Origin of the sequence: Kitasatospora sp. NPDC090308, assembly GCF_044769485.1 — a bacterium.
GTDB classification, from domain to species: Bacteria; Actinomycetota; Actinomycetes; order Streptomycetales; family Streptomycetaceae; genus Kitasatospora; species Kitasatospora fiedleri.
In genome coordinates, this window is sequence record NZ_JBIVXY010000001.1 from 113,798 (window position 1) to 135,468 (window position 21,671).

Sequence of the window (21,671 nt, forward strand, 5' to 3'; positions counted from 1 at the left end):
GCCGGTAACAAGAGCCCGGCCCGGCCGCCGCGCCCGGCGGTGCGGGATCATGGACGGACCGATCGACCGGGAGGGCCGGAACCCCATGCGTGAACTCGACCTCGACACCGCCGCACTGGACGACCCCGTGGGCCACTCGCTGGGCGGGGCGCACGCGCACCTGGCGCGGCGGTGCGGGGAGGCGGTGCGGTACGACCCCGAGGTGGCGAGCTTCAGCAGCGTCGGGGCGCGGCCCGGCCCGGGGGCCTGGGACGACCTGGTCGGGCTGCTGGGGGCCGGCGAGTTCGCCGACCTGTTCAGCTGCCCGGCCCTGCCGCCCGCCCACTGGGAGCCCGAATTCGTCCTGGAGGGCCACCAGTTGGTGCAGGTGGAGCAGGTCCGTCCGGCGCTGCCCGGCGGTCTGCGGGCGGTCGAGCTGGGCGCCGCCGACGTGCCCGAGATGCTCGACCTGGTGGAGCGCACCCGCCCCGGCCCGTTCCGGCCCCGCACCCGCGAACTCGGCACCTACCTGGGCGTCCGCGACCGGGACGGCACGCTGCTCGCCATGGCCGGCGAACGCCTCCACCCGCCCGGCTTCACCGAGGTCTCCGCCGTCTGCACCGCCCCCGGGGCCCGCGGCCGGGGCCTGGCCGCCCACCTGGTCGGCGAACTCGCCGCCCGGATCACCGCCCGCGGCGAACGCCCCTTCCTGCACGTGGCCGCCGCCAACACCGGCGCGCTCGCCCTGTACGGACGGCTCGGCTTCGCCCGCCGCGCCGACGTGGTCTTCCGCGGCTTCCGCACGCCCTGACCGCTCCCGCCGGGCCGTCCCCGACCGCCGCACCCGCCCCGACCGGTGATCTTTTCCGACCGCGGAACCGGCGGGTAGAGTGCGGCGATCTGTCGTGCCCACGGGGGGCACCACCGAAACGAACGTCCGGTGACCGCATGACCGTCTGGACCCGTCCCGCCGCCTGGTGGCGCAGCGCCATCGTCCTGTCCGCGTTCCTGGGGATCTTCCTCAGCAACAGCTCCCTGGTGTACTTCACCATCCAGAGCAACGTGATCGTGCTCGGCTACTTCCTGGCCGCGGTCTACTGGACGGCCCGGCGCGGCACCGCCGACGCCCCGGCCCCCCGCCTGCGCGGCGCCGCCGTCCTGTACATCACCATCACCGGCATCGTCGCGCACGTCCTGCTCAACCACGGCGAGAACCCGCTCCCCGGCCTGCTCTCCGGCCCCGACCGGCTCCAGCACTGGTCCAGCTTCTTCCTGCACTACACCACCCCGGTCATGGTGCTGGTCGAGTGGCTGGTGTTCTCCCCCCGCAACGCCTCCCGCTGGCGCGACCTCCCGCTCTGGCTCTCCTACCCCCTCGGCTACGCCGTCCTCACCGAGACCCGGGCCGTCCTCTTCCCCGACTTCCCGGTCCGCTACCCCTACTTCTTCCTCGACCCCACCGAGAAGGGCTACGCCTGGGTCGGCCTCCAGATGGTCCAGCTCGTCGTCGAGTTCGCCGTCCTCGGCGCCCTCGTCATCGGCCTCGACCGCCTCGGCACCAGGCTCCGCCGCGAGCCCGCCCCCGCGCCCGGCACCGACACCGTCTGAGCCCGCGCGGCGGCGCGCGTCAGCGGGTCGCGCCCATGCGTTTCGAGACGCGGGCGGCGGTGGCGGCGACGACCGGGCCCAGTTCGCGGGCGCGGGCGGCGGTGATGCGGGAGGTGAGGGCGGAGGTGGAGATGGCGCCGATGACGGTGTTGTTGTGGTCGAAGACCGGGGCGGCGATGCAGCGGACCTCGGGTTCGTTCTCGCGGTCGTCGACGGCGTAGCCGCGGGTGCGGATGCGGGTGAGTTCGGCGCGCAGGGCGGCGGCCGAGGTGAGGGTGCGGGTGGTGATGGCGGGGAGGCCGTCGGCGACGACGGTGGCGAAGGCGTCCTCGGGCATCCAGGCGAGCATGGCCTTGCCGACGGCGGTGCAGTACATCGGGGCGCGGCTGCCGATCCGGGAGGCCATCCGGACGGCGGTCTCGTTCTCGACCTTGTCGACGTAGACCACGTACGGCGCGTCGGGGACGCACAGGTGGACGGTGCCGCCGACCTCGCGCATCAGCTGGTGGGCCTCCTCGGAGGCGGCGGTGCGCAGGTCGAGGGTGGCGAGGTACGCCTGGCCGAGCTGGAGGGCGCCGGGGCCGAGCCGGAAGTGGCCGGTGTCGCGGTCGCGGGCGAGGAGCTGGGCGTCGACCAGCGGGGCGGCGAGGCGCAGCACGGTGGACTTGGACATCTCCAGGCCGTCGGCGAGCGCGGTCAGGCTGAGGTCGGTGCCGGCCGCCGCGTGGTCCCGGACGTGTTCGAGCACCGCGAGGGCGCGGCGCAGCGACGCGGACTGGTTGCGTTCCGGCCGGCCCTCGGGGGTCCGGTTCTCGGCGGCGGTGCTGGTCATGGGGTGTGACGCTACGGCGCGCCCGGGCGCGGTGCCAGTTCCGCAGCACATCGTTTTGCAGTGCAGAACTTTCGCGCTCTGCTCTTGTCGCCGTGCCCGGCGAGTTCCTAACGTCCCGCTCACACCGATCCCCCACTGCATGTCCCGGTTCGTCCCGGGGCGCGCAGGTGCGTCCCGCTGCGGCGAGGAGATGAGTTGAGCATGAAGAAGCTGGCCCGTGGTGCCACCCTTGCCCTGCTGGCCGGCACCGTGGCCACGGCCTGTGCGCCGGGCACCGCGAAGACCGCGTCCTCGGAGGACAAGCAGACCGGCACCGTGAAGGTCTGGCTGTACGACGAGGCGAACCGGGCTCCGAAGGAGCAGGTGGTGGCGCAGGCCGTCGCCGACTTCAAGGCCAAGCACGCGGGCGTCGAGGTCGAGGTCTCGTACATCCCGACCGACGCCGGTCCGCGCGCCGAGAAGATGAAGGGCGCGTTCAACGACCCCTCCTCGGCCCCGGACGTGGTGGAGTTCGGCAACACCGACCTGTTCGGCTACACCGCCTCGGGCGGCCTCGCCGACATCACCTCCGACCTGGCGGACTGGGCCGAGGGCAAGGACCTGCCGCAGGACCTGAAGGACACCGCCGTGGTCGACGGCAAGACGTACGGCCTGCCCTGGTGGCTGGGCGTGCGGGCGCTGTACTACCGCACCGACGTGTTCACCGAGCTGGGCCTGTCGGCGCCGACCACGTACGACGAGCTGAAGTCGGCGGCGCAGAAGGTCCGGGCCGCGCACGGCGACCTGCTGGGCATCGCGGTCGGCGGCAAGTACACCTTCGGCGCGCTGCCGTTCGTGTGGGCCAACGGCGGCGACCTGGCGGCGCGGAGCGGCTCGGCGTACACCTCGGCGATCGACTCGGCGCAGTCGCAGGCCGGCGTGAAGCAGTACACCGACCTGTTCACGGACGCGATCTGCCCGGCCCAGCAGTGCGCCGACCTGACCGGCGGCAAGACCGTCGAGGCGTTCGCGGCGGGCAAGGCCGGCATGGCGATCCTGCCGAACTCCTCGCGCAGCGCGGTGGAGGCGGGCGCGGCGGCCGGCAAGTACGCGATCGTGCCGCTGCCGGGCACCACGGCCGGGAAGATCGCCCCGGCGTTCTCCGGCGGCAACGACCTGGGCGTCATGAAGTCCACCCAGCACCGTTCGCTGGCGGTCGACTTCATGAAGGAACTGGCCTCCGAGAAGAACCAGCTGGCGCTGTTCGACGCGATGGGCAACCTGCCGACGCTGTCCTCCGCGCGCGCCGAGGTGGTGCAGAAGCAGCCGTGGCTCAAGCCGTTCACCGACACCATCGAGGCGGGCACCAAGTTCGTCCCGAAGGACGCCGCCTGGGCCCGGATCGACGCCCAGAACGTGGTGCCGACCATGCTGCAGAAGGTCATCACCGGCAAGTCCGACGTGGCCGCCGCCACCGAGGAGGCCGCCGCCGCGATGAACACCTCGTTCAGCGGCAAGTAGCCGTCGGCCCGCAGAGGAACCGGAAGTTGTCGATGCCTGCCACGACCGTCACCGCCCGGGCGGACCACGGGGACCCCACCCCGCTCCGCCCGGCGGGCGGCGCCCCCGCCGGGGCCCGCCGCCGCCCCGGGCCACTGGCCCGGACACCCGTCCCGCTCTGGCTGCTGCTGCCGGCCGCCCTGGTGCTGATCCCGCTGTTCGGCTACCCGCTGTACCAGCTGGGCCTGCTCTCGGTGCTCAGGTTCGGCCAGCCGCAGGCCTCCGGCGGGGTGCCGACCGAGTTCGTCGGGCTCTCCAACTACGCCGACGTGCTGGGCGACGCGCAGTTCTGGTCGGTGCTCGCCCAGACCCTGGCGTTCGCCGCGTTCTGCGTCCTGGCCACCCTGGCGGTCGGCGCGACCTGCGCGGTGCTGCTGACCCGGGTCGGCCGGTGGCCGCGGCTGATGCTGATGTTCGGCGCCCTGGGCGCCTGGGCCGCCCCCGCGATGACCGGCTCCACGGTGTGGATGTTCCTGCTGGACACCAACTCCGGCCTGGTCAACGAAGTCCTCGGCACCCAGGGCCACAACTGGATGTACGACAAGTGGTCGGCCTTCGCCATGGTCGCCGTGGTCGTGGTCTGGCACAGCTTCCCGTTCGTGATGATCACCCTCTACGCGGGCATCCAGGCCATCCCGGACTCCGTCCTGGAGGCCGCCCGCCTGGACGGCGCCGGCACCACCACGATCTTCCGCAAGATCATGCTGCCGATGCTGCGCCCGCTGCTGGTGATCGTGGTGATCCAGTCGATCATCTGGGACTTCAAGGTCTTCACCCAGATCTACGTGATGACCGGCGGCGGCGGCATCGCCGGCCAGAACCTGGTCCTCAACGTCTACGCCTACCAGAAGGCCTTCGTCGCGGAGAACTACAGCCTCGGCGCGGCCATCGGCGTCCTGATGACCGTCATCCTGCTGGCCGTCACCGCCGTCTACGTCCGCAGCCTGCGCCGCTCCGGGGAGGAACTGTGACCGGCAAGACCTTCTCGATCAAGCGCCGCGACAACCGGGTGCTGCGGCAGGGGGCCAACGCGGCCGCCGTGGTGCTCGCCCTGCTGACGGTGTTCCCGCTGTACTGGATGGTGCTGTCGGCGTTGAAGCCGAAGGGCGAGATCACCTCGGCGCACCCGCGGCCGTGGACGTTCGCGCCGACGCTGGAGAACTTCCGCAACGCGCTGGGGGTGTCCGGGTTCGGGCGGTACTTCGTGAACAGCATGCTGGTGGCGGTGGTCGTGGTGGTGGTGTCCGCCGCGATCGCCTTCCTGGCGGCGGTGGCGCTGTCCCGGTTCAGGTTCCGGTTCCGGACCACCATCCTGATCATGTTCCTGGTGGCGCAGATGGTGCCGGTGGAGGCGCTGACCATCCCGCTGTTCTTCCTGGTGCGCGACATCGGCTCGGTCGCGCCGGGCTTCGGCCTCTCCTCGCTGGGCTCGCTGATGCTGGTGAACCTGGCGTTCTCGCTGCCGTTCGCGGTGTGGATGCTGCGCGGCTTCGTCGCCGCGGTGCCCGAGTCGCTGGAGGAGGCGGCCCGGATCGACGGCGCGAGCCGGTTCACCATCCTGTGGCGGATCCTGTTCCCGCTGGTCGCCCCCGGGCTGGCGGCGACCAGCGTGTTCTCCTTCATCACCGCGTGGAACGACTTCGTGTTCGCCAAGACGCTGATCCTGGACACCGACCACCAGACGCTCCCGGCCGCGCTGATGGTGTTCTTCAAGCCGGACGAGAACGACTGGGGCGGCATCATGGCCGCCTCGACCCTGATGACCGTCCCGGTGCTGGTCTTCTTCGTGCTGGTCCAGCGGCACATGGTGTCCGGGCTGGGCGGCGCGGTGAAGGACTGATCCGCTCCGACGGATCAGCGCCCCGGGCGGCTCAGTCCGCCGCCCGGGCCGCCCAGGCGGCGAACGCCTCGTGGAAGCCGGGGAAGGTCTTGCGCACGCACCCCGGGTCGTCGAAGGTCGTGCCCGGGGTGCGCAGCCCGGCGACGGCGAAGGACATCACGATCCGGTGGTCGCCCCGGGTGGCGATCTCGACCGGCTCCGGGGTGCCGGGGCGGATCTCGATCCAGTCCCGGCCGGTGGCGACGTCGATGCCCTGGCGGCGCAGGTTCTCCGCGCAGGCGTCGAGGCGGTCGCACTCCTTGATCCGGGTGTTGTAGACGTCCTCGATCCGGATCGGGCCGGAGGCGAACGGGGCGATGGCGGCCAGCGTCGGCATGGTGTCGGAGATGTCCCGCATGCGGACGGTGCCGCCGGTGAGGGTGCCGCCGGTGACGGTGGTGGCGTCCGCCCCGATCTCGACCTTCGCGCCGAGCCGCTCCAGCACCTCGACGAAGCGCAGGTCGCCCTGGAGCGCGTCGCGGCCCAGGCCGGGGACGGTCACCTCGCGGCCGGTCAGCGCGGCGGCGGCGAAGAAGTACGAGGCGGTGGAGGCGTCCGGCTCGACCGGGTACCGGGCGGCGGTGTAGCCGCCCGGCGGCACCTCGAACACGTTCCCCGCGCGGGCCACCTCGACGCCGAAGCCGCGCATCATCGCCAGGGTGATCTCGACGTACGGCGCGGAGACCAGGTCGGTGACCCGGATCCGCAGGCCGGTGCGGGTGAGCGGGCCGAGCAGCAGCAGGGCCGTCAGGTACTGCGAGGACAGCCCGGCGTCGAGCACCACCTCGCCGCCCTCGACGCCCGCCGCCCGGACGCTCAGCGGGTGGTGGCCCTCGGCGCCGTGGTGCTCCAGGTCGACGCCGAGGTCGCGCAGCGCGGTGGTGAGCGGGCCGAGCGGGCGGCGGCGCATCTGCTCGGACGCGTCGAAGTGGAAGGTGCCGTGCCCGGCGGCGGCCAGCGTCGGCAGGAAGCGCGCGGTGGTCGCGCCGTCCCGGCAGAACACCCTCGCCCCGTCGGCCGCCGGCCCCTGCGGGCGCCCGGTGATCCGCCACTCCCGCTCGTCGCGCTCCACCCGGTACCCGAGCGCGCGCAGCCCCTCGGCGAACCCCTCGGTGTCGTCGGACACCAGCGGCCGCACCAGGGTGGTCACCCCGTCCGCCGCCGCGGCCAGGAACAGCGCACGCGCCGTGACCGACTTCGAACCGGGGATCTCGACCAGCGCCACGGCGCACACTCCAGCGGGACAGCGACAACAGGACCGCCCCGATCCTGCCCTCCCGTCCACCGACCGGGCCGACTCGTCCCACGGTGCGGACACCCCGGCCGGACGGGGCCGGGACGGCGGGACGGGGCCGGGACCGGTGCGGCGACGGGACCGGGACCGGTACGGCGATGGGACCGGGACGGCGGGCGGGACGGCGACGGGTCAGCGCGGGTCGGTCGGGCGCAGCTCACCCCCGTCCCACTCCAGCCAGCGGGTGATGCCGATCTCCCGGAGGAAGGGGTGGTCGTGGCTGGCGACGAGCAGGGCGCCGCGGTAGCCGGACAGGGCCTGGGTGAGCTGGCGGACGCTGGCCAGGTCGAGGTTGTTGGTGGGCTCGTCGAGCAGCAGGAGCTGCGGGGGCGGGTCGGCGAGCAGCAGGGCGGCGAGGGTGGCGCGGAAGCGCTCGCCGCCGGAGAGGGTGCCGGCCGGCTGGTCGGCGCGGGCGCCGCGGAACAGGAAGCGGGCCAGCCGGGCCCGGACCTCGTTGTCGGTGGCGGCGGGGGCGTGCGCCCTGACGTTCCGGAAGACGGTGGCCCCGTCGTCCAGCAGGTCGAGGCGCTGGGGGAGGTGGCGCAGTTGGACCGGGGTGGTGACCATGCCCTCGGCGGGGGCGAGTTCACCGGCGACGGTGCGCAGCAGCGTGCTCTTGCCGGAGCCGTTGCGGCCGATCAGGGCGATCCGCTCGGGGCCGCGCAGCTCCAGGTCGATCCGGCCGCCGCCGCCGTGGGCCAGCCGGACGCCCTCCAGGGTGAGGACGGTGCGCCCGGCGGGGACGGCGGTGCGGGGCAGGTCGATCCGGATCTCGGCGTCGTCCCGGACCGCTTCCTCGGCGGTGGCCAGCCGCTCCTTGGCCTCGTTGAGCCGTTCGGTGTGCATGCCGCGCAGGCGGCCGGCGGTCTCCTCGCCCTTGCCCTGGAGCTTGTCGGCCAGCGCCTTGGGGTCGTTGCGCCGCACCGAGCGCTGCTTGCCGTAGGCGGCGGACTTGGCGAGCCGCTGGGTGGCCTCGACCAGATCCCGCCGCTGCCGCTTGACGTCGGCCTCGGCGTTGCGGACCAGGCGCTCGGCGGCCTCCTGCTCGGTCTCCAGGGCCCCCTGGTAGGCGCTGAAGTTGCCGCCGTACCAGGTGACTTCGCCGTCCCGCAGGTCGGCGATCTGGTCGACCCGCTCCAGCAGCTCGCGGTCGTGGCTGACCAGCAGCAGCACGCCGGGGAAGGCGGCCACCGCGTCGTACAGCCGGGCCCGGGCATGGGTGTCCAGGTTGTTGGTGGGCTCGTCGAGCAGCAGGACGTCGGGGCGGCGCAGCAGCAGGGCGGCGAGGTGCAGCAGGACGGCCTGGCCGCCGGAGAGCTCGCCGCTGGTGCGGTCGAGGTCGAGCCCGGCGAGGCCGAGGCGGTCGAGGGTGGCGCGGGCGCGCTCCTCGACGTCCCAGTCGTCGCCGATGGTGGTGAAGTGGCGCTCGGCCACGTCTCCGGACTCGATGGCGTGCAGGGCCTCGCGCTTGGCCCGGATGCCGAGCGTCTCGTCGACCCGCTGCCCGGCGACGACCGTCAGGTCCTGTGGCAGGTAGGCGAGTTCGCCCGCGACCCGGACGGTGCCGGCGGCGGGGGCGAGCTCCCCGGCGATCAGCCGCAGCAGCGTGGACTTGCCGGCCCCGTTGAGGCCGACCAGCCCGGTGCGGCCGGGGCCGACGGCGAGGTGGAAACCGCTCAGCACCGGGCGGCCGTCGGGCCACTCGAAGCCGAGGTCGGTGCAGAGGATCGAGGTGGTGGGTTGCGCCATGAGGGCCTCCTGGAGGTTGCCGTGGGAAGGGGAGCAACACGGGAGACACCGGGGACGCGGGTGCGAGGAGGACCGGCACGGGGAGACGGGCAGCCGTCACGGGAAACCGGGAACCCGCACGGGAGCAGTGGATCGCCGCCCTGCCGAGGTCGCACGCGCGCCCGCACGCCGATCGACCCGGGAAGGACACGGGTGTGGCGTGGCGCGGTGTCTCATGACCTCAGACGAGCAACGGCCTTCTCCAGACGTGCGGGGATGTGACGCCTCCGAGGGTACGGACCCCCGCGCGCCCGCCGCAACGGAATTAAGTCCCGGGCCCCCGGGTCCCCCGCCCCCGAGTGTCGGTGGCGGCTGCCAGGATGGGCGCCATGGAACGAGTCCTCGGCATCGGCGGGTACTTCCTGCGCGCCACCGACCCGGCGGCGCTGACCGCCTGGTACCGCGACGTCCTGGGCCTGCCCGCCGACGGGCACGGCCGGTGGGAGCAGGCCCCGGGCCCGACGGTGTTCGCCGCCTTCGAGTCCGGCACCGACTACTTCGGCTCCCCCGCGCAGCAGGTGATGCTGAACGTCCGGGTCCGCGACCTGGACGCGATGCTGGCCCAACTGCGCGCCGCGGGCGTGGCGGTGGCCGGGGAGGTGCAGGAGATGCCGGGCGTCGGCCGGTTCGGCTGGGTGACCGACCCGGAGGGCAACCGGATCGAGCTCTGGCAGCCCGCCTGAGCCGGGGCGGCCCGGCCGGCGCGTCGGGCCCCGCCGGGCCGCCGGGGTCAGCGGTGGGTGCGGCCGTGCCGGCCGGCGGCCCGGCGGCGGCGGAAGAGCACCAGGAGGGCGGTGCCTCCCGCGAGGGCGTCCGCCCGCCACCGCGCTGCGGGAGCTCGCCGAGGAGGCCGGGCTCCGGCCCGCCGAGGCACTGCGGCCGCTGACGGCGGGCCACCGGTCGGCGGCCGGAGGGTGACCGCGGGTCATCGGCTTCGCCTTCGCGGCCGAACCGGTCCCGGCCGGAGCGCCGGTGCGACCGAGTGCCGAGCACGACACGTTCGCGCGGCGGGCCCGGAAGCAGTGGCTGTCGTTCCTTCAGGTCGAGCAGCGGGCGTGGTTCGCCTCGCTCCGCACCGCCCACCGGAAGGAACGCACGGTCATGCCGGTCGACGGCCGGGACGCCGCAGGTGCCGCAGGTGCCGCAGGTGCCGCCGCCCGTGCGGTCGGAGAGCCGACGCAGCGTCCGGAATGGATCGTGCGGTACGGCACCGCACCCGGGCCTCCGGCGGAGGAGGGCCGGGTGCGGCACCGTGTCGGGTGGTGGTCAGCCGGTGACGGCGACGGGGGCGTCCCAGGCGTTGCGGTCGACGGTCAGGGTGACGCCGCCGTAGGTCTCCTTCTGGTTGACCTGGTACTGGTGGGCGCGGCGGTGTCCGCCGAAGAGGCCGCCGCTGTAGGGGAAGCTGCCGGTGGTGTCGGCGACGCCGTCGTACTTGGCGTACCACAGGGCTTCGGGCAGGTCGGCGGCGCCGGCTTCGGCGGCCCTGGCGATGCCGGCGGCGCTGGAGGAGGCGAATCCGTAGAAACCGGGCCGGTAGGAGCGCGCCTTGACCGCCCGGTCGAAGGACTGGGTGTAGGCGAGGACCGCGTCCGCGCAGGCCGTGTCGGCGGTGTTGTAGGCCTCCACGTCCAGGTAGAGCGTGCTGCCGGCGCGCATGCCCAGCGCCGACGCCTTGGCCACCGCGTCCGCGCCGTCCGCCGCGCCGAGCGAGACGGCGGTGTCGGCGGTGATCTTCTCGGGGCTGGAGCCGGTCTGGCACGGCGGCTGCGCGCCGACGTACAGCGGCACCAGCTTCCAGCCCGAGCCGGCCACCGCGCCCACCCAGGACGCGGTCAGCTGCGGCTGCGCGCAGCCGCGGTTCTTGCCGCCGACGTAGACGGCGATCGCCCCGTAGGGGGAGGTGCCGCGCCAGGCGTTCATGGTGGCCAGCGGCGGGGCGGTGCAGGTGTCGAACGCCAGGCCGGTGAACACGCTCCCGCTGGAGGTACCGGCCGGTGCGCCGCCCGCCGCGGCGGCGGGCTTGGAGGCGCCGGGCGCCGAGGCCGAGGCGGCGGCCGAACCGGACGGTGACGCGGACCCGGAAGCCGAGGCCGAGGCCGAGGCCGAGGCCGACGCGGACCCGGAAGCCGAGGCGGACGCCGAAGCCGAGGTGGACGCCGAGGGCGATGCGGAGGCAGAGAGGCTGTCGGTCGCCGACGGCGAAGCCGCCTGCACTGCGCCGACCGCCTCGCCGGCCGACCCACTGCGCGGATCGTCAGCTGGCTTCGCGCACGCACTGAGCGCCAGGGCGGCAGCGGCGGTCAGGCAGGCGGCGGACAGCACGGTGCTGCGCCCCCGGTGGAGGGGGGTGTTCGGCACGGGGATTCCTCATGGGCGGAGTGTCCGCGGGGACGCGGAGAGCGACTGCCGGTATGCATATCACCCTGGGAGCGGTTCGTTCCAGCCAGCTTGGGGGGAAGCAGTGAGCTTTGTCCGGGTGTGTCCGCTCTTTGGGGCACTCTTGACCTGATGGCCGGTCAGATACCAACCCGCTCCGACCGCAGAGGATTCACAGCTGACGCGCACCTCGGGATCCAGGCCCCCGGGGTCGCCTCGAAACCCGCCACGACAGGCTCGACGGAGCCGATCAAGGACCAAGGGGCCCCGGTCGAGAAGACCGGTATCCAGCATTCCGGCCTGATTCCATCCCTTCACCTTTCGCGCACATCCTCTCGCCGGACCATCCATGTTTCGGTTTCATAAATCCTTCGAACCTCCCGCGAGCCGCTTGCGGGACATTGGCATGACTGTTCGTCATATGCCCGATTCATGACCCGCATACGATCCACGCGCCCCCGCTTCAGTGGTGGGGCGATCGCAGGGAGTGGATGTGCGCGAACACATATCAAGGCGCCGCGGGCGGCTGGTGCCCCCGGGCGCCCGGGGGGTGAGCGCCGTACTGGCGCTCGCCGTGTCGGTGTCACTGTTGGCGGGGACGGAGGACGCGCTGGCCGCGCCGAAGCCGGACAAGTCCGGTCAGGCGCAGGGCACCAAGTGGGCCACCGAGGCTGCTGACATCCCGTCGGCGCGGGTCGCGGCCCGGCTGTCCGGGCAGCGGGTGGAGGCGCTGTCCGAGCGGACCGAGACGTCGACGACGTGGGTGAACAAGGACGGCTCGCTGACCAGCGAGCTGTTCGCCGGGCCGGTGCGCTTCCAGCGCGACGGCCGGTGGACGGACGTCGACCTGACGCTGCAGCGGCAGCCGGACGGCTCGGTCGCGCCCAAGGCGCACCCGGGCGCGCTGAAGCTGGCCGCCCCGGGCGGCACCCGGGCACGCTCGCTCGCCGACTCGCAGTCCGGCAAGGGCGAGGACCGCACCCTGGTGACCCTCGGCGAGGGCGATCAGCAGGTCGAGCTGCAGTGGAAGGGCGGCCTGCCCGCACCCGAGCTGGACGGCACGAAGGCCACCTACGAGGACGCGATCAGCGACGGCGCGGCCGACCTGGTGGTGGAGGCCACCCGCACCGGCTTCGAGCAGTACACCGTCCTCAAGCAGCGCCCGACGGCGGCCGGTTACTCCTACACGATGCCGATGAAGGCCAAGGGGCTCAAGGCCGAGGCGCAGGCGGACGGCAGCGTGCTGTTCACCGACAAGAAGACCGGTGAGAAGCGGGCCGTGCTGCCCGCGCCGGTGATGTGGGACTCCGCCGTCATCGCGGAGGGCTCGCGCGAGCACGCCAACCGGGCGAAGGTCGACCTGAAGGTCGTCCAGCACGGCGACAGCATCGACCTGGTGTTCACTCCCGACGCGGCGTTCCTCGCCGACCCGAAGACCCGGTACCCGGTCACCGTCGACCCCTCGACGATCGCGCTGGGCAACGTGTTCGACACCCGGGTGCAGAAGGGCGAGAGCGTCGACTGGTCGGCGGACACCGAGCTGTACTGGGGCAACCCCGGCACCAAGAACGCCGACGGCTCCTCCCGCGAGGCCCGCGCGTTCATCAACTGGAACACCGCGCCGATCGCGGACGCGCTGATCACCAACGCGACCGTGTCGCTGTGGAACTTCCAGTCCGGCAACAGCGACTGCGCCGGCTACGCCTGGGACGTCTACGACACCTCGCTCGCCTCCACCGCCTCACGGTGGACCCTGCAACCCTCCTGGAACTCCAAGCAGGCGACGTCGACGGAGACCGCGGGCCGCACCGGCTGCCAGAACGACGGCTGGATCAACGCCGACGTCACCAACCTCGTGCAGAGCTGGACCTCGGCGAAGAACCCCACGTCCGGCATGGGCCTGCGCGCCCCGGACGAGAGCAGCACCAAGTACTGGAAGGAGGTCAACTCCTCCGAGGCCGGCTCGAACGTGCCCAAGCTGACGGTCACCTACAACTACCGCCCGCGCACCGGCACCGACCAGCAGGCCGGCTCCCCCTTCTACAAGGACGGCAACGGGACCTGGTGGGTCAACTCCACCACCCCGACGCTGCGCGACACCTTCGTCGACCCGAACAACGACAAGGTCGACGGCACCTTCCAGGTCTTCGACAACGACAGCGGCGCGCAGGTCGGCAACGTACTGGTCTCCCCGTACGTCGCCTCGGGCCAGCCCGCCTCGGTGACCGTCCCCGCGGGGCTGCTGACCAACGGCAAGACCTACCGGTTCCGCACCTCGCCCTACGACGGCCTGCACTACAACACCACGTGGTCGCCGTGGGCGTACTTCACCGTCGACACCGCCGCGCCCTCCGCGCCGTCCGCGATCACCTCGACCGACTACCCCTCCGGGCAGTGGGTCAAGGGCGCCGGGCAGTCCGGCGTGTTCACCCTGACCCCGCCCGCCGGTGACCAGAGCGCCCTGGAGTGGACGCTCGACGGCGCCACCTGGACCAAGGTCGCCACCGGGGGCTCCACCGCCCCGGTCAACCTGACCATCACCCCGGACAAGGCCGGCACGCAGACCCTGCAGGTCCGCGCCGTCGACAAGGCCGAGAACAAGTCCGAACCCGTCACCTACACCTTCCGGGTCGGGGCCGGCGGCGTGACCGCGCCCAACGACGGCACCCGCACCGCCGCCCGCCTCCCGCTGGTCGCCGAGGCCGACGCCGCCAAGTACAACGCGGTCAGCTTCTCCTGGCGCCGCTCCGACGCCGACGCCTGGACCACGATCCCGGCCTCCGACGTCACCAACGCGGGCAGCGCGGTCAGTTGGCCCGTCGCGCTGAGCAGCGGCAAGAGCCCGTCGCTGACCTGGAACGCCACCAGCACCGTCAACCCCGACGGCACCGTGCAGGTCCGCGCCGACTTCACCGGCCCGAACAACGCCGCCGTCTCCTCCGAGGGCATCAAGGCCGTCGTCGACCGCAAGGCGACGGGAGCTGCGACCCAGCAGATCGGTCCCGGCACGCTCAACCTGCTCACCGGCGACCTCACCGTCTCGGCCACCGACGCCTCGTTCTTCGGCCTGACCGTGGGCCGCACGCACTCCTCGCGCGACCCGAAGGCCCCGGCGAACAAGGACGGCCAGGCGCCGATCTTCGGCCCCAACTGGACCTCCGGCGTGGCCTCCGAGGTCTCCCAGTCCGGTTACACCGAGATCCGCAAGACCTCGAACACCTCGCTGGACGTGGTCCTCGCCGAGGGCGACACCATCGGCTTCACCGCCAACACGGCCGGCAACGGCTGGGTGCCCGAGCCGGGCAGCGAGGCACTGACCCTGCGCGGCTCCTTCGCCTCCGGCGACTTCACCCTCTCCGACACCGACGGCACCGTCACCACCTTCGCCAAGGTCGACCCGGCCGCCACCACCTGGACCGTGACGTCCAGCCTGCTGGACGGCATGGCCAACTCCACCACCACCGTGGTCTCCGAGAAGACCGTGGTGGGCGGCAAGACCCTGGCCCGGCCGAAGTACATGATCGCGCCGACCTCCGCCGCCACCGCGGCCGCCTGCACGGCCGCCCCGTCCACCAAGGGCTGCCGCGTCCTGCAGTTCGTCTACGCCACCGCCACCACCGCCACCGGCAACACCAACGGCACCGACTTCGGCGACTTCACCGGCCAGCTCTCCACCATCAAACTGTGGGCCACCGCCCCCGGCGCGACGGCCGCCACCGCCACCGACGTCGCCACCTACCGCTACGACCTGGCGGGCCGACTGCGCCAGACCTGGGACCCGCGCCTGGGCACGAGCGCCAAGACCCAGTACTCGTACGTCGAAGGCGCCGCCTCCGACGGCGCGCTGTACGCGGTCCTGCCGCCCGGCATGAACGGCGGCTACCACATGGCCTACGGCAACATCGCGGCCAACCCGGCCGCGGGCGAGGGCATGCTCACCAAGGTGTGGACCAACACCCTCACCCCCGGCACCACCGCCACCGTCAACGGCACCGCCATCACCACGATCGTGTACGGCGTGCCCACCTCCGGCAGCAAGGCCCCCGAAGACCTGTCGGTCACCGTCGGCGCCACCTGGGGCCAGAGCGACCTGCCCACCGACGCCACCGCGGTCTTCCCCGCCGACCAGGTCCCCGCCTCCAACAGCGGCACCGACCTGAACGCGGGCGACTACACCCGGGCCACCGTCAACTACCTCAACGCCTCCGGCCGCCAGGTCAACACCGCCGCCCCCGGCCACCGCCTCACCACCACCGAGTACGACAAGTGGGGCAACGGCGTCCGCACGCTGACCGCCGCCAACCGCGAACTCGCCCTCGGCACCACCGGCACGGCCAAGGCCCAGCTCGCCGACCTCGGCATCAACAACCTGCCCAGCGGCGAACGCGCCCGCCTGCTGTCCACCACCAGCGTGTACAGCGCCGACGGCCAGCGCGAGACGGAGAACTCCGGCCCGCTGCACCGCATCACCCTCGCCGCCGACGTGATCTCGGGCGGGGCGACGGTCGCCAAGGCCGGCACCCAGACCGTCGCCCGCACCCGCACCGTGAAGACCTACGACGAGGGCCGCCCCACCGACGGCACCGCCAAGGTCAAGGACCAGGTCACCACCACCGTCACCGGCGGCGCCCTGCGCGCCTGGCCCGAGGTCTTCGCCGAGACCCGCACCGACAAGTCCGTCTTCGACTGGGCCCTCGGTGTCGCCACCCAGCAGATCCAGGACGCCGGCGGCCTGAACCTCACCACCACTACCGGCTACGACACCCAAGGCCGCGTCACCTCCAAGCAACTGCCCAAGTCGACCGGCACGGACGCGGGCACCACCCGCACCACCTACTGGTCCGCCGCCGGCACCGGCACCTGCGCCGGCCGCCCCGAGTGGGCCGACCAGCTCTGCCAGACCGGCCCGGCCGGCGACATCACCGGCGGCGGCACCAACCCGGTCCAACTGCCCGTCAAGACCGTCCAGTACGGGCTGTTCGGCCAGACCACGCAGACCGACGAGACCGCCAACGGCGTCACCCGCACCACCACCATCACCCCCGACGCGGCCGGACGACCGGTGACCACCACCGTCACCGGCGGCCTCGGCATCGCCGTCCCGGCCGTCACCACCACCTACGACCCGGTCACCGGCAAGGTCACCAAGCAGACCTCCACCAGCGGCGGCACGATCACCAAGGCGTACGACGCGCTCGGCCGCCTGACCTCCTACACTGACGCCGACGGCGCGACCACCACCACCGAGTACGACGCCCTCGACCGGCCCACCAAGGTCACCGACAGCGTCCCGTCCACCACCACCTACACCTACGACACCGCCATCGACCCGCGCGGCCTGACCACCTCGGTCACCGACTCAGTCGCCGGCACCTTCACCGCCCGCTACGACGCCGACGGCACCGCCGTCACCCAGGGCATGCCCGGCGGCTACACGATGGCCGACCGCCGCGACCCCTCCGGCACCACCGTGGGCCGCACCTACACCCGCGACAGTGACGGCACCGTGCTGGTCTCCGACGGCATCACCGAGACCGTCCAGGGCCAGTGGGCCACCCACACCGGCACCCCCGGCGTCACCACGGCCCAGACCTACGCCTACGACAAGACAGGCCGCCTCACCGCCGTCCAGGACACCTCGCCCGACGCCGTCTGCACCACCCGCGGCTACGGCTTCGACAACAACACCAACCGCACCACCCTCGCCACCGCCGTCGCCGCCCGCGGCGCCGACTGCACCACCACCGGAGCCACCACCCAGACCACCACCTACGACAGCGCCGACCGCCTGGTGAACTCCGGTTACACCTACGACGCCTTCGGCCGCACCACCGCGCTGCCCGGCTCCACCGTCGCCTACTACACCAGCGACCTCGTCCAGCAGCAGACCACCGGCACCAACCGCCAGACCTGGACCCTCGACTCCAACCAGCGCTTCCGCTCCTGGACCACCGAGACCAACAACTCCGGAACCTGGACCACCAACCTCACCAAGACCAACCACTACGGCTCCGACAGCGACAACCCCCGCTGGACTGTGGATAACGCGGGCAACTACATCCGCAACATCACTGGCACCACCGGCGACCTCGGCGCCACCACCGCCAACACCGGCTCGGTCACTCTCCAACTCGCCAACCTGCACGGCGACGTGACCCTGCAACTGCCCCTCAACGGCAGCGCCCCCACCGTCCTCGACTTCGACGAGTACGGCCAGCCCCGCACCGGCCAGGCAACTACCCGCTACGGCTGGATCGGAGCCAAGCAGCGCTCTGCCGACACCCCCAGTGGCCTTACCCTGATGGGGGTGCGCCTTTATAATTCGACCACCGGACGCTTTATTTCGATCGACCCAGTGCGCGGCGGTAATGCCAACGCTTACGACTACTGCAGCGGCGACCCACTGGGGTGTTATGACCTCGATGGAAAATGGGGCTGGAAGAAGTGGGCGCGTCGGGCTATCCGCGTGACAGCAGTCGTCGGCGGGGCGCTTCTCACGGCTGGCGTCTGTGCGGCTACCGGCGGCATAGGGTGCGTAATCGGAGGTGCCATTATCGGAGCATCAATCGGAAGTATTGACTACAGCGCCCGCTTCCTGTTCGGCCGAAAGAACGAGTGGAACTCAAAGGACTACGTGAAAAACATCGGATGGTTCTCCCTTGCGGGTGCCGCTGGTGGCTTCAGTAGGCTAGGGTGGGTTTCGAGGCTCGGTAGGGGAATGTTCTGACCTTGATTTAGACCCATAGAAAACGGCGGGCGCTGGATAGCCTTCCAGTGCCCGCCGCCTGGAGTTTGGAATTGCAATGTTGAGCAGCAAGAAATTTTGGATCGGATTTATTGGATGGACTATCCTGGGGGTGGCGATCGCTCTCCTTGCCAGGGTTTCAAATATTGTTGAGAACTCTGGGGTCCAGGCGGCCATTTGGTTTGCGGTAACTGTTTTCGGGGCTAACGTAACGGCCTCCTCCGTCCGTAAAAAGTAAGACGTGGTCGGGTCGGCTGCTCTGATGCCTGTATCAGAGCGCGAAGCTGTGCCTGCTTCGCATCGACCAACGCGAGCACCTCTCATGGTCTGAGCGCCCTACGGTGAAGTCCCAGGCGGCCGGGCAGGTGCACAACCCGGCCGCCTGGCATGGCTTCTGCGCGAGCTACCGCTGCGGTTCGAGCAGCACCAGGAAACCCGATGCCCGGGAGAGGGCCGGCTGTTTCGGCGCCGCCACCTGGTCCACGTTGTCCATCTGTCCCGGCTGCTTGCCAAGGACGTCGCCCTGGTCGAGTTCGACACCGAGGACACCACCGAAGTGCTCTGGCTGGCCCCGGCCGATCTGGCCGGCTGGCACCTCTACCCGGACGTCGGCGACCACCTGGTCGACGCCGTCCCAGCCCAGGCCCCGCCCACGGCCGAAGCCCCGGTGCTGCTGCCAGAGATGTCGGACGCCAGCTACCAGTGGCGCTGAACACCCGCGCGCTGTCGGCTGGCGGTGCCACGCTGACAGGATGGACGAGGGGGACGAGCAGCTGCTGCGCGGCCGGGTCTACGGCGCCGAGCCCGGCGAGGACCCCGGCCCCGAGCCGGGACACGAGTACCGGGAGCTGGTGGGCGGCCCGCTGGACGGCCAGCTGGTCGACGTCACCGGCTGGGCCCCGGACGAGTTGGAGTGCGGGGCCGCGCTGATCGCACCGCTGGGCCACTACGGCGCCGGAGGCCGCGCCCGCTACGAGCCGCGCCCCGGCGACCCGCTCCGCTGGGACTGGGAAGGCGACACCGCGTAGCCCGGCCTGCCAGCCGCTGCCCCAGGTCCGTGTCCCGCCCCGCTCCGGCTCGTTGAACCGGCGGCACCGTCTCCGGGAGTGGAGACGAGGAGTGCCTCAGCGCTGCTCCTGTCGCCGCTCCGGCGGCAGAGGGCCGGAGGGCCGCCAGTAGGCGGCGCGGGAAGGAAACCGGCCTGTCCGGCAAGCAGGTGACCACCCTCGAGGCGGAGACGGGACAGAGGCTGTCAGCGGCGCGAGAGCCTGGTGCGGCGCTGGTGGCCGCGCACCGGCTGCTGGGCCGGGAGCTCGGTGCCCTGGCCGCCGAAGAGAGCCGGACCGGTAGTTCGTCGCGGGACCGGACCGCGACGCTGCGCCGCAAGAAGCTCCTGCAACGGGACATCTTAGGCTTTGTCGGCGTAAGGTCCTCCGGATTTACGATAGCGGCCGCACCGGGCGCCCTGTCTCATCCAACATGGCTCGACGAGGAGCTTCAGTGATTTCCCGTCGCAGATGTTATCAGTGGTAACTGCAATGACGAGGGACAGTCCGCCAGCGCCCGAAAAAATGTGCGTTCTGGAAGCCAGGTTTCCCGGTCCGCATGGGCTCGCACCTGCGATTTTTTCCCCTTTCCGGTCCTGCCATGGGAGAAGTCAAGCACCATACGGGAGATATCCAACGGGTCGGCGTCGTCCAAGCGGTCCAGGGCCAGCTCGTGCAGCCGGCCCCGGACGCCGGCACTCGACCGGATGAGGAAGCGGCGGTAGGCGGTGGACGTGGAGACCCCGAAGCAGGGCGGCAACGCACGCCAGGTGTGTCCACCGACCAGCGCGTGAACCATCGTGGCGAACAGCTTCTCATCAGGCGTGCTCCGCGTCATGCCGTCCTGCGGCGGCAACCGGTCCGATGGGATCCCGGGCACCCCGGCCCGGCCGTCCGGGGCGCTCCGGGCGGCGGCCTAGAATCGGGGCATCATGACTGCCACTCTCGTCGTCAAGGACCTCGCCGCCGGCCACGGCGAGCGCACGCTGTTCTCCGGGCTGGACCTGGTCGTCGCCCCCGGGGACGTGATCGGCCTGGTCGGGGTGAACGGCGCCGGGAAGTCGACCCTGCTGCGGCTGCTGGCCGGGCTGGACGCCCCGGAGGGCGGCTCGCTCAAGCTCAGCCCGCCGACCGCGAACGTCGGGCACCTGCCGCAGGAGCCGGAGCGCCGGGAGGGCGAGTCGGTGCGCGACTTCCTGGCCCGCCGCACCGGCGTCGCGGCGGCCCAGGCGGCGCTGGACGAGGCCACCGAGGGCCTGGTGGAGGGCCGGCCGGGCGCGGACGACGCGTACGCGGTGAGCCTGGACCGCTGGCTGGAGCTGGGCGGCGCGGACCTGGAGGAGCGGGCCGAGGAGGTCGCCGACCAGCTCGGCCTGAAGGTCTCGCTGGACCTGCCGATGACGGCGCTGTCCGGCGGCCAGGCGGCCCGCGCGGGCCTGGCCTCGCTGCTGCTGTCGCGCTACGACGTGTTCCTGCTGGACGAGCCCACCAACGACCTGGACCTGGACGGCCTGGAGCGCCTGGAGGCGTTCGTGAAGGGCCTGCGCGCGGGCACCGTGCTGATCAGCCACGACCGCGAGTTCCTGGCCCGCACCGTGACCAAGGTGCTGGAGCTGGACCTGCACCAGCAGCAGGTGAACGTGTACGGCGGCGGCTACGACGCGTACCTGGAGGAGCGGGCGATCTCCCGCCGGCACGCCCGCGAGCAGTACGAGGAGTTCGCGGACACCAAGGCGGGTCTGGAGGCGCGGGCCCAGATGCAGCGCAACTGGATGGAGCACGGCGTCCGCAACGCCCGGCGCAAGGGCGGCGACAACGACAAGAAGGCCCGGGCGCAGCGCGCCGAGTCGACCGAGAAGCAGGCCGCGAAGGCCCGGCAGACCCAGCGGATGATCGAGCGCCTGGACGTGGTGGAGGAGCCCCGCAAGGAGTGGGAGCTGCGGATGGAGATCGCCGCCGCGCCGCGCTCCGGCTCGGTGGTGGCGACGCTCCGGCAGGCCGCCGTCCGGCGCGGGGACTTCGCGTTCGGGCCGGTGGACCTCCAGATCGACTGGGCGGACCGGGTGGCGATCACCGGTGCGAACGGCGCGGGCAAGTCGACGCTGCTGGCGGCGCTGCTGGGCCGGCTGGAGCTGGACGCGGGCAGTGCGGCGCTCGGCTCGGGCGTGCTGGTCGGCGAGGTGGAGCAGGCCCGCGGGCACCTGTTCGGCGGCGACGCCGGACGTCCGCTGCTGGAGGCGTTCGCCGCCGCCGTGCCGGACCTCGCCCCGGAGGAGGTCCGCACCCTGCTGGCCAAGTTCGGCCTGAAGGCGGTGCACGTGCTGCGCCCGGCCGCGACGCTCTCCCCGGGCGAGCGGACCAGGGCGGCGCTGGCCCTGCTCCAGGCCCGCGGGGTGAACCTGCTGGTGCTGGACGAGCCGACCAACCACCTGGACCTGCCGGCGATCGAGCAGTTGGAGTCGGCGCTGGCCTCGTACACCGGCACCCTGCTGCTGGTCACCCACGACCGCCGGATGCTGGACACCGTGCAGGTGAACCGGCGGCTGGTGGTCGCGGACGGGAAGGTCTCCGAAGCCTGAGGC

At 72.1% G+C, this 21,671-nt stretch carries 17 protein-coding genes and 1 pseudogene; 13 read left to right on the forward strand and 5 right to left on the reverse strand.

What is annotated here, in order from left to right; translation table 11 throughout:
- The first annotated feature begins 49 nt into the window (after positions 1-49).
- Together ACIQVD_RS00515 and ACIQVD_RS00520 are read left to right on the forward strand one after the other, a co-directional pair.
- Positions 50-790 carry a GNAT family N-acetyltransferase gene (locus ACIQVD_RS00515; RefSeq protein ID WP_400688842.1) on the forward strand — a complete coding sequence of 247 codons (741 nt, stop codon included), beginning with the start codon at positions 50-52 and terminating at the stop codon, positions 788-790.
- 137 nt (positions 791-927) lie between these two features.
- A complete protein-coding gene (locus ACIQVD_RS00520) occupies positions 928-1,587 on the forward strand; it encodes a Pr6Pr family membrane protein (RefSeq protein WP_402285016.1) in 660 nt (219 codons plus the stop codon).
- A 19-nt stretch (positions 1,588-1,606) separates the two neighbouring features.
- Here ACIQVD_RS00520 and ACIQVD_RS00525 read toward each other — a convergent pair whose 3' ends face one another.
- A complete protein-coding gene (locus tag ACIQVD_RS00525) occupies positions 1,607-2,419 on the reverse strand; it encodes an IclR family transcriptional regulator (RefSeq protein WP_400688837.1) in 813 nt (270 codons plus the stop codon).
- A gap of 201 nt (positions 2,420-2,620) precedes the next feature.
- Between ACIQVD_RS00525 and ACIQVD_RS00530 the strand changes: the two genes are divergently transcribed.
- Genes ACIQVD_RS00530 through ACIQVD_RS00540 form a run of 3 tightly spaced genes read left to right on the forward strand, consistent with a single transcriptional unit; the run spans position 2,621 to position 5,798 of the window.
- Entirely contained in the window at positions 2,621-3,919 is a 1,299-nt protein-coding gene (locus tag ACIQVD_RS00530; protein WP_402285820.1) for a sugar ABC transporter substrate-binding protein, read from the forward strand.
- 32 nt (positions 3,920-3,951) lie between these two features.
- Positions 3,952-4,929, forward strand: coding sequence for a carbohydrate ABC transporter permease (locus ACIQVD_RS00535; RefSeq protein WP_400688834.1), 978 nt, complete (start codon positions 3,952-3,954; stop codon positions 4,927-4,929).
- Positions 4,926-5,798 carry a carbohydrate ABC transporter permease gene (locus ACIQVD_RS00540; protein WP_402285019.1) on the forward strand — a complete coding sequence of 291 codons (873 nt, stop codon included), beginning with the start codon at positions 4,926-4,928 and terminating at the stop codon, positions 5,796-5,798. The genes ACIQVD_RS00535 and ACIQVD_RS00540 overlap by 4 nt, the downstream gene beginning before the upstream one ends.
- Positions 5,799-5,829: 31 nt before the next feature.
- Here the strand turns inward: ACIQVD_RS00540 and aroA are convergent, their stop codons facing one another.
- A complete protein-coding gene (gene aroA, locus ACIQVD_RS00545; protein ID WP_402285021.1) occupies positions 5,830-7,062 on the reverse strand; it encodes a 3-phosphoshikimate 1-carboxyvinyltransferase in 1,233 nt (410 codons plus the stop codon).
- Positions 7,063-7,263: 201 nt separating this feature from the next.
- Complete coding sequence (locus ACIQVD_RS00550) at positions 7,264-8,880, reverse strand: ABC-F family ATP-binding cassette domain-containing protein (RefSeq protein WP_402285023.1); 1,617 nt, start codon at positions 8,878-8,880, stop codon at positions 7,264-7,266.
- Positions 8,881-9,248: 368 nt separating this feature from the next.
- Here ACIQVD_RS00550 and ACIQVD_RS00555 point away from each other — a divergent pair, with 368 nt between their 5' ends.
- Positions 9,249-9,602, forward strand: coding sequence for a VOC family protein (locus ACIQVD_RS00555; protein WP_402285025.1), 354 nt, complete (start codon positions 9,249-9,251; stop codon positions 9,600-9,602).
- A gap of 88 nt (positions 9,603-9,690) precedes the next feature.
- A pseudogene (locus tag ACIQVD_RS00560) lies at positions 9,691-9,837 on the forward strand (NUDIX domain-containing protein); the annotation flags it as partial.
- Positions 9,838-10,185: 348 nt separating this feature from the next.
- On the opposite strand, the gene ACIQVD_RS00565 reads toward ACIQVD_RS00560, so the two are convergent.
- Positions 10,186-10,893 (reverse strand): glycoside hydrolase domain-containing protein, encoded by a 708-nt coding sequence (locus tag ACIQVD_RS00565; protein WP_400688823.1) that lies wholly within the window; start codon positions 10,891-10,893, stop codon positions 10,186-10,188.
- Here ACIQVD_RS00565 and ACIQVD_RS00570 point away from each other — a divergent pair.
- The 5 genes from ACIQVD_RS00570 to ACIQVD_RS00590 all read left to right on the forward strand — a co-directional run bounded on the left by ACIQVD_RS00570 (position 10,886) and on the right by ACIQVD_RS00590 (position 19,547).
- A complete protein-coding gene (locus tag ACIQVD_RS00570) occupies positions 10,886-11,431 on the forward strand; it encodes a hypothetical protein (RefSeq protein ID WP_402285027.1) in 546 nt (181 codons plus the stop codon). The genes ACIQVD_RS00565 and ACIQVD_RS00570 overlap by 8 nt on opposite strands.
- 417 nt (positions 11,432-11,848) lie before the next feature.
- On the forward strand, positions 11,849-18,025 hold the full coding sequence (locus ACIQVD_RS00575; protein WP_402285029.1) for a DNRLRE domain-containing protein: 6,177 nt from the start codon (positions 11,849-11,851) through the stop codon (positions 18,023-18,025).
- A gap of 574 nt (positions 18,026-18,599) precedes the next feature.
- Positions 18,600-18,755 (forward strand): hypothetical protein, encoded by a 156-nt coding sequence (locus ACIQVD_RS00580; protein WP_402285031.1) that lies wholly within the window; start codon positions 18,600-18,602, stop codon positions 18,753-18,755.
- Positions 18,756-18,795: 40 nt separating this feature from the next.
- The gene (locus ACIQVD_RS00585) at positions 18,796-19,071 is read left to right on the forward strand and encodes a hypothetical protein (RefSeq protein WP_402285033.1); all 276 of its coding nucleotides are present in this window, start codon (positions 18,796-18,798) and stop codon (positions 19,069-19,071) included.
- A gap of 188 nt (positions 19,072-19,259) precedes the next feature.
- A complete protein-coding gene (locus ACIQVD_RS00590; RefSeq protein WP_402285035.1) occupies positions 19,260-19,547 on the forward strand; it encodes a hypothetical protein in 288 nt (95 codons plus the stop codon).
- Here ACIQVD_RS00590 and ACIQVD_RS00595 read toward each other — a convergent pair.
- A complete protein-coding gene (locus ACIQVD_RS00595) occupies positions 19,541-19,927 on the reverse strand; it encodes a hypothetical protein (RefSeq protein WP_402285037.1) in 387 nt (128 codons plus the stop codon). The two genes, ACIQVD_RS00590 and ACIQVD_RS00595, sit on opposite strands and share 7 nt — an antisense overlap.
- A 94-nt stretch (positions 19,928-20,021) precedes the next feature.
- Here ACIQVD_RS00595 and ACIQVD_RS00600 point away from each other — a divergent pair, with 94 nt between their 5' ends.
- The gene (locus ACIQVD_RS00600) at positions 20,022-21,668 is read left to right on the forward strand and encodes an ABC-F family ATP-binding cassette domain-containing protein (RefSeq protein WP_400688804.1); all 1,647 of its coding nucleotides are present in this window, start codon (positions 20,022-20,024) and stop codon (positions 21,666-21,668) included.
- The last annotated feature ends 3 nt before the right edge of the window (positions 21,669-21,671 follow it).

Coding starts and splice junctions, on each gene's coding strand:
- ACIQVD_RS00515 (WP_400688842.1), top strand. CDS start 50: ATGGACGGACCGATCGACCGGGAGGGCCGGAACCCCATGCGTGAACTC.
- ACIQVD_RS00520 (WP_402285016.1), top strand. CDS start 928: ATGACCGTCTGGACCCGTCCCGCCGCCTGGTGGCGCAGCGCCATCGTC.
- ACIQVD_RS00525 (WP_400688837.1), bottom strand. CDS start 2,419: ATGACCAGCACCGCCGCCGAGAACCGGACCCCCGAGGGCCGGCCGGAA.
- ACIQVD_RS00530 (WP_402285820.1), top strand. CDS start 2,621: ATGAAGAAGCTGGCCCGTGGTGCCACCCTTGCCCTGCTGGCCGGCACC.
- ACIQVD_RS00535 (WP_400688834.1), top strand. CDS start 3,952: ATGCCTGCCACGACCGTCACCGCCCGGGCGGACCACGGGGACCCCACC.
- ACIQVD_RS00550 (WP_402285023.1), bottom strand. CDS start 8,880: ATGGCGCAACCCACCACCTCGATCCTCTGCACCGACCTCGGCTTCGAG.
- ACIQVD_RS00555 (WP_402285025.1), top strand. CDS start 9,249: ATGGAACGAGTCCTCGGCATCGGCGGGTACTTCCTGCGCGCCACCGAC.
- ACIQVD_RS00585 (WP_402285033.1), top strand. CDS start 18,796: ATGGACGAGGGGGACGAGCAGCTGCTGCGCGGCCGGGTCTACGGCGCC.
- ACIQVD_RS00595 (WP_402285037.1), bottom strand. CDS start 19,927: ATGACGCGGAGCACGCCTGATGAGAAGCTGTTCGCCACGATGGTTCAC.
- ACIQVD_RS00600 (WP_400688804.1), top strand. CDS start 20,022: ATGACTGCCACTCTCGTCGTCAAGGACCTCGCCGCCGGCCACGGCGAG.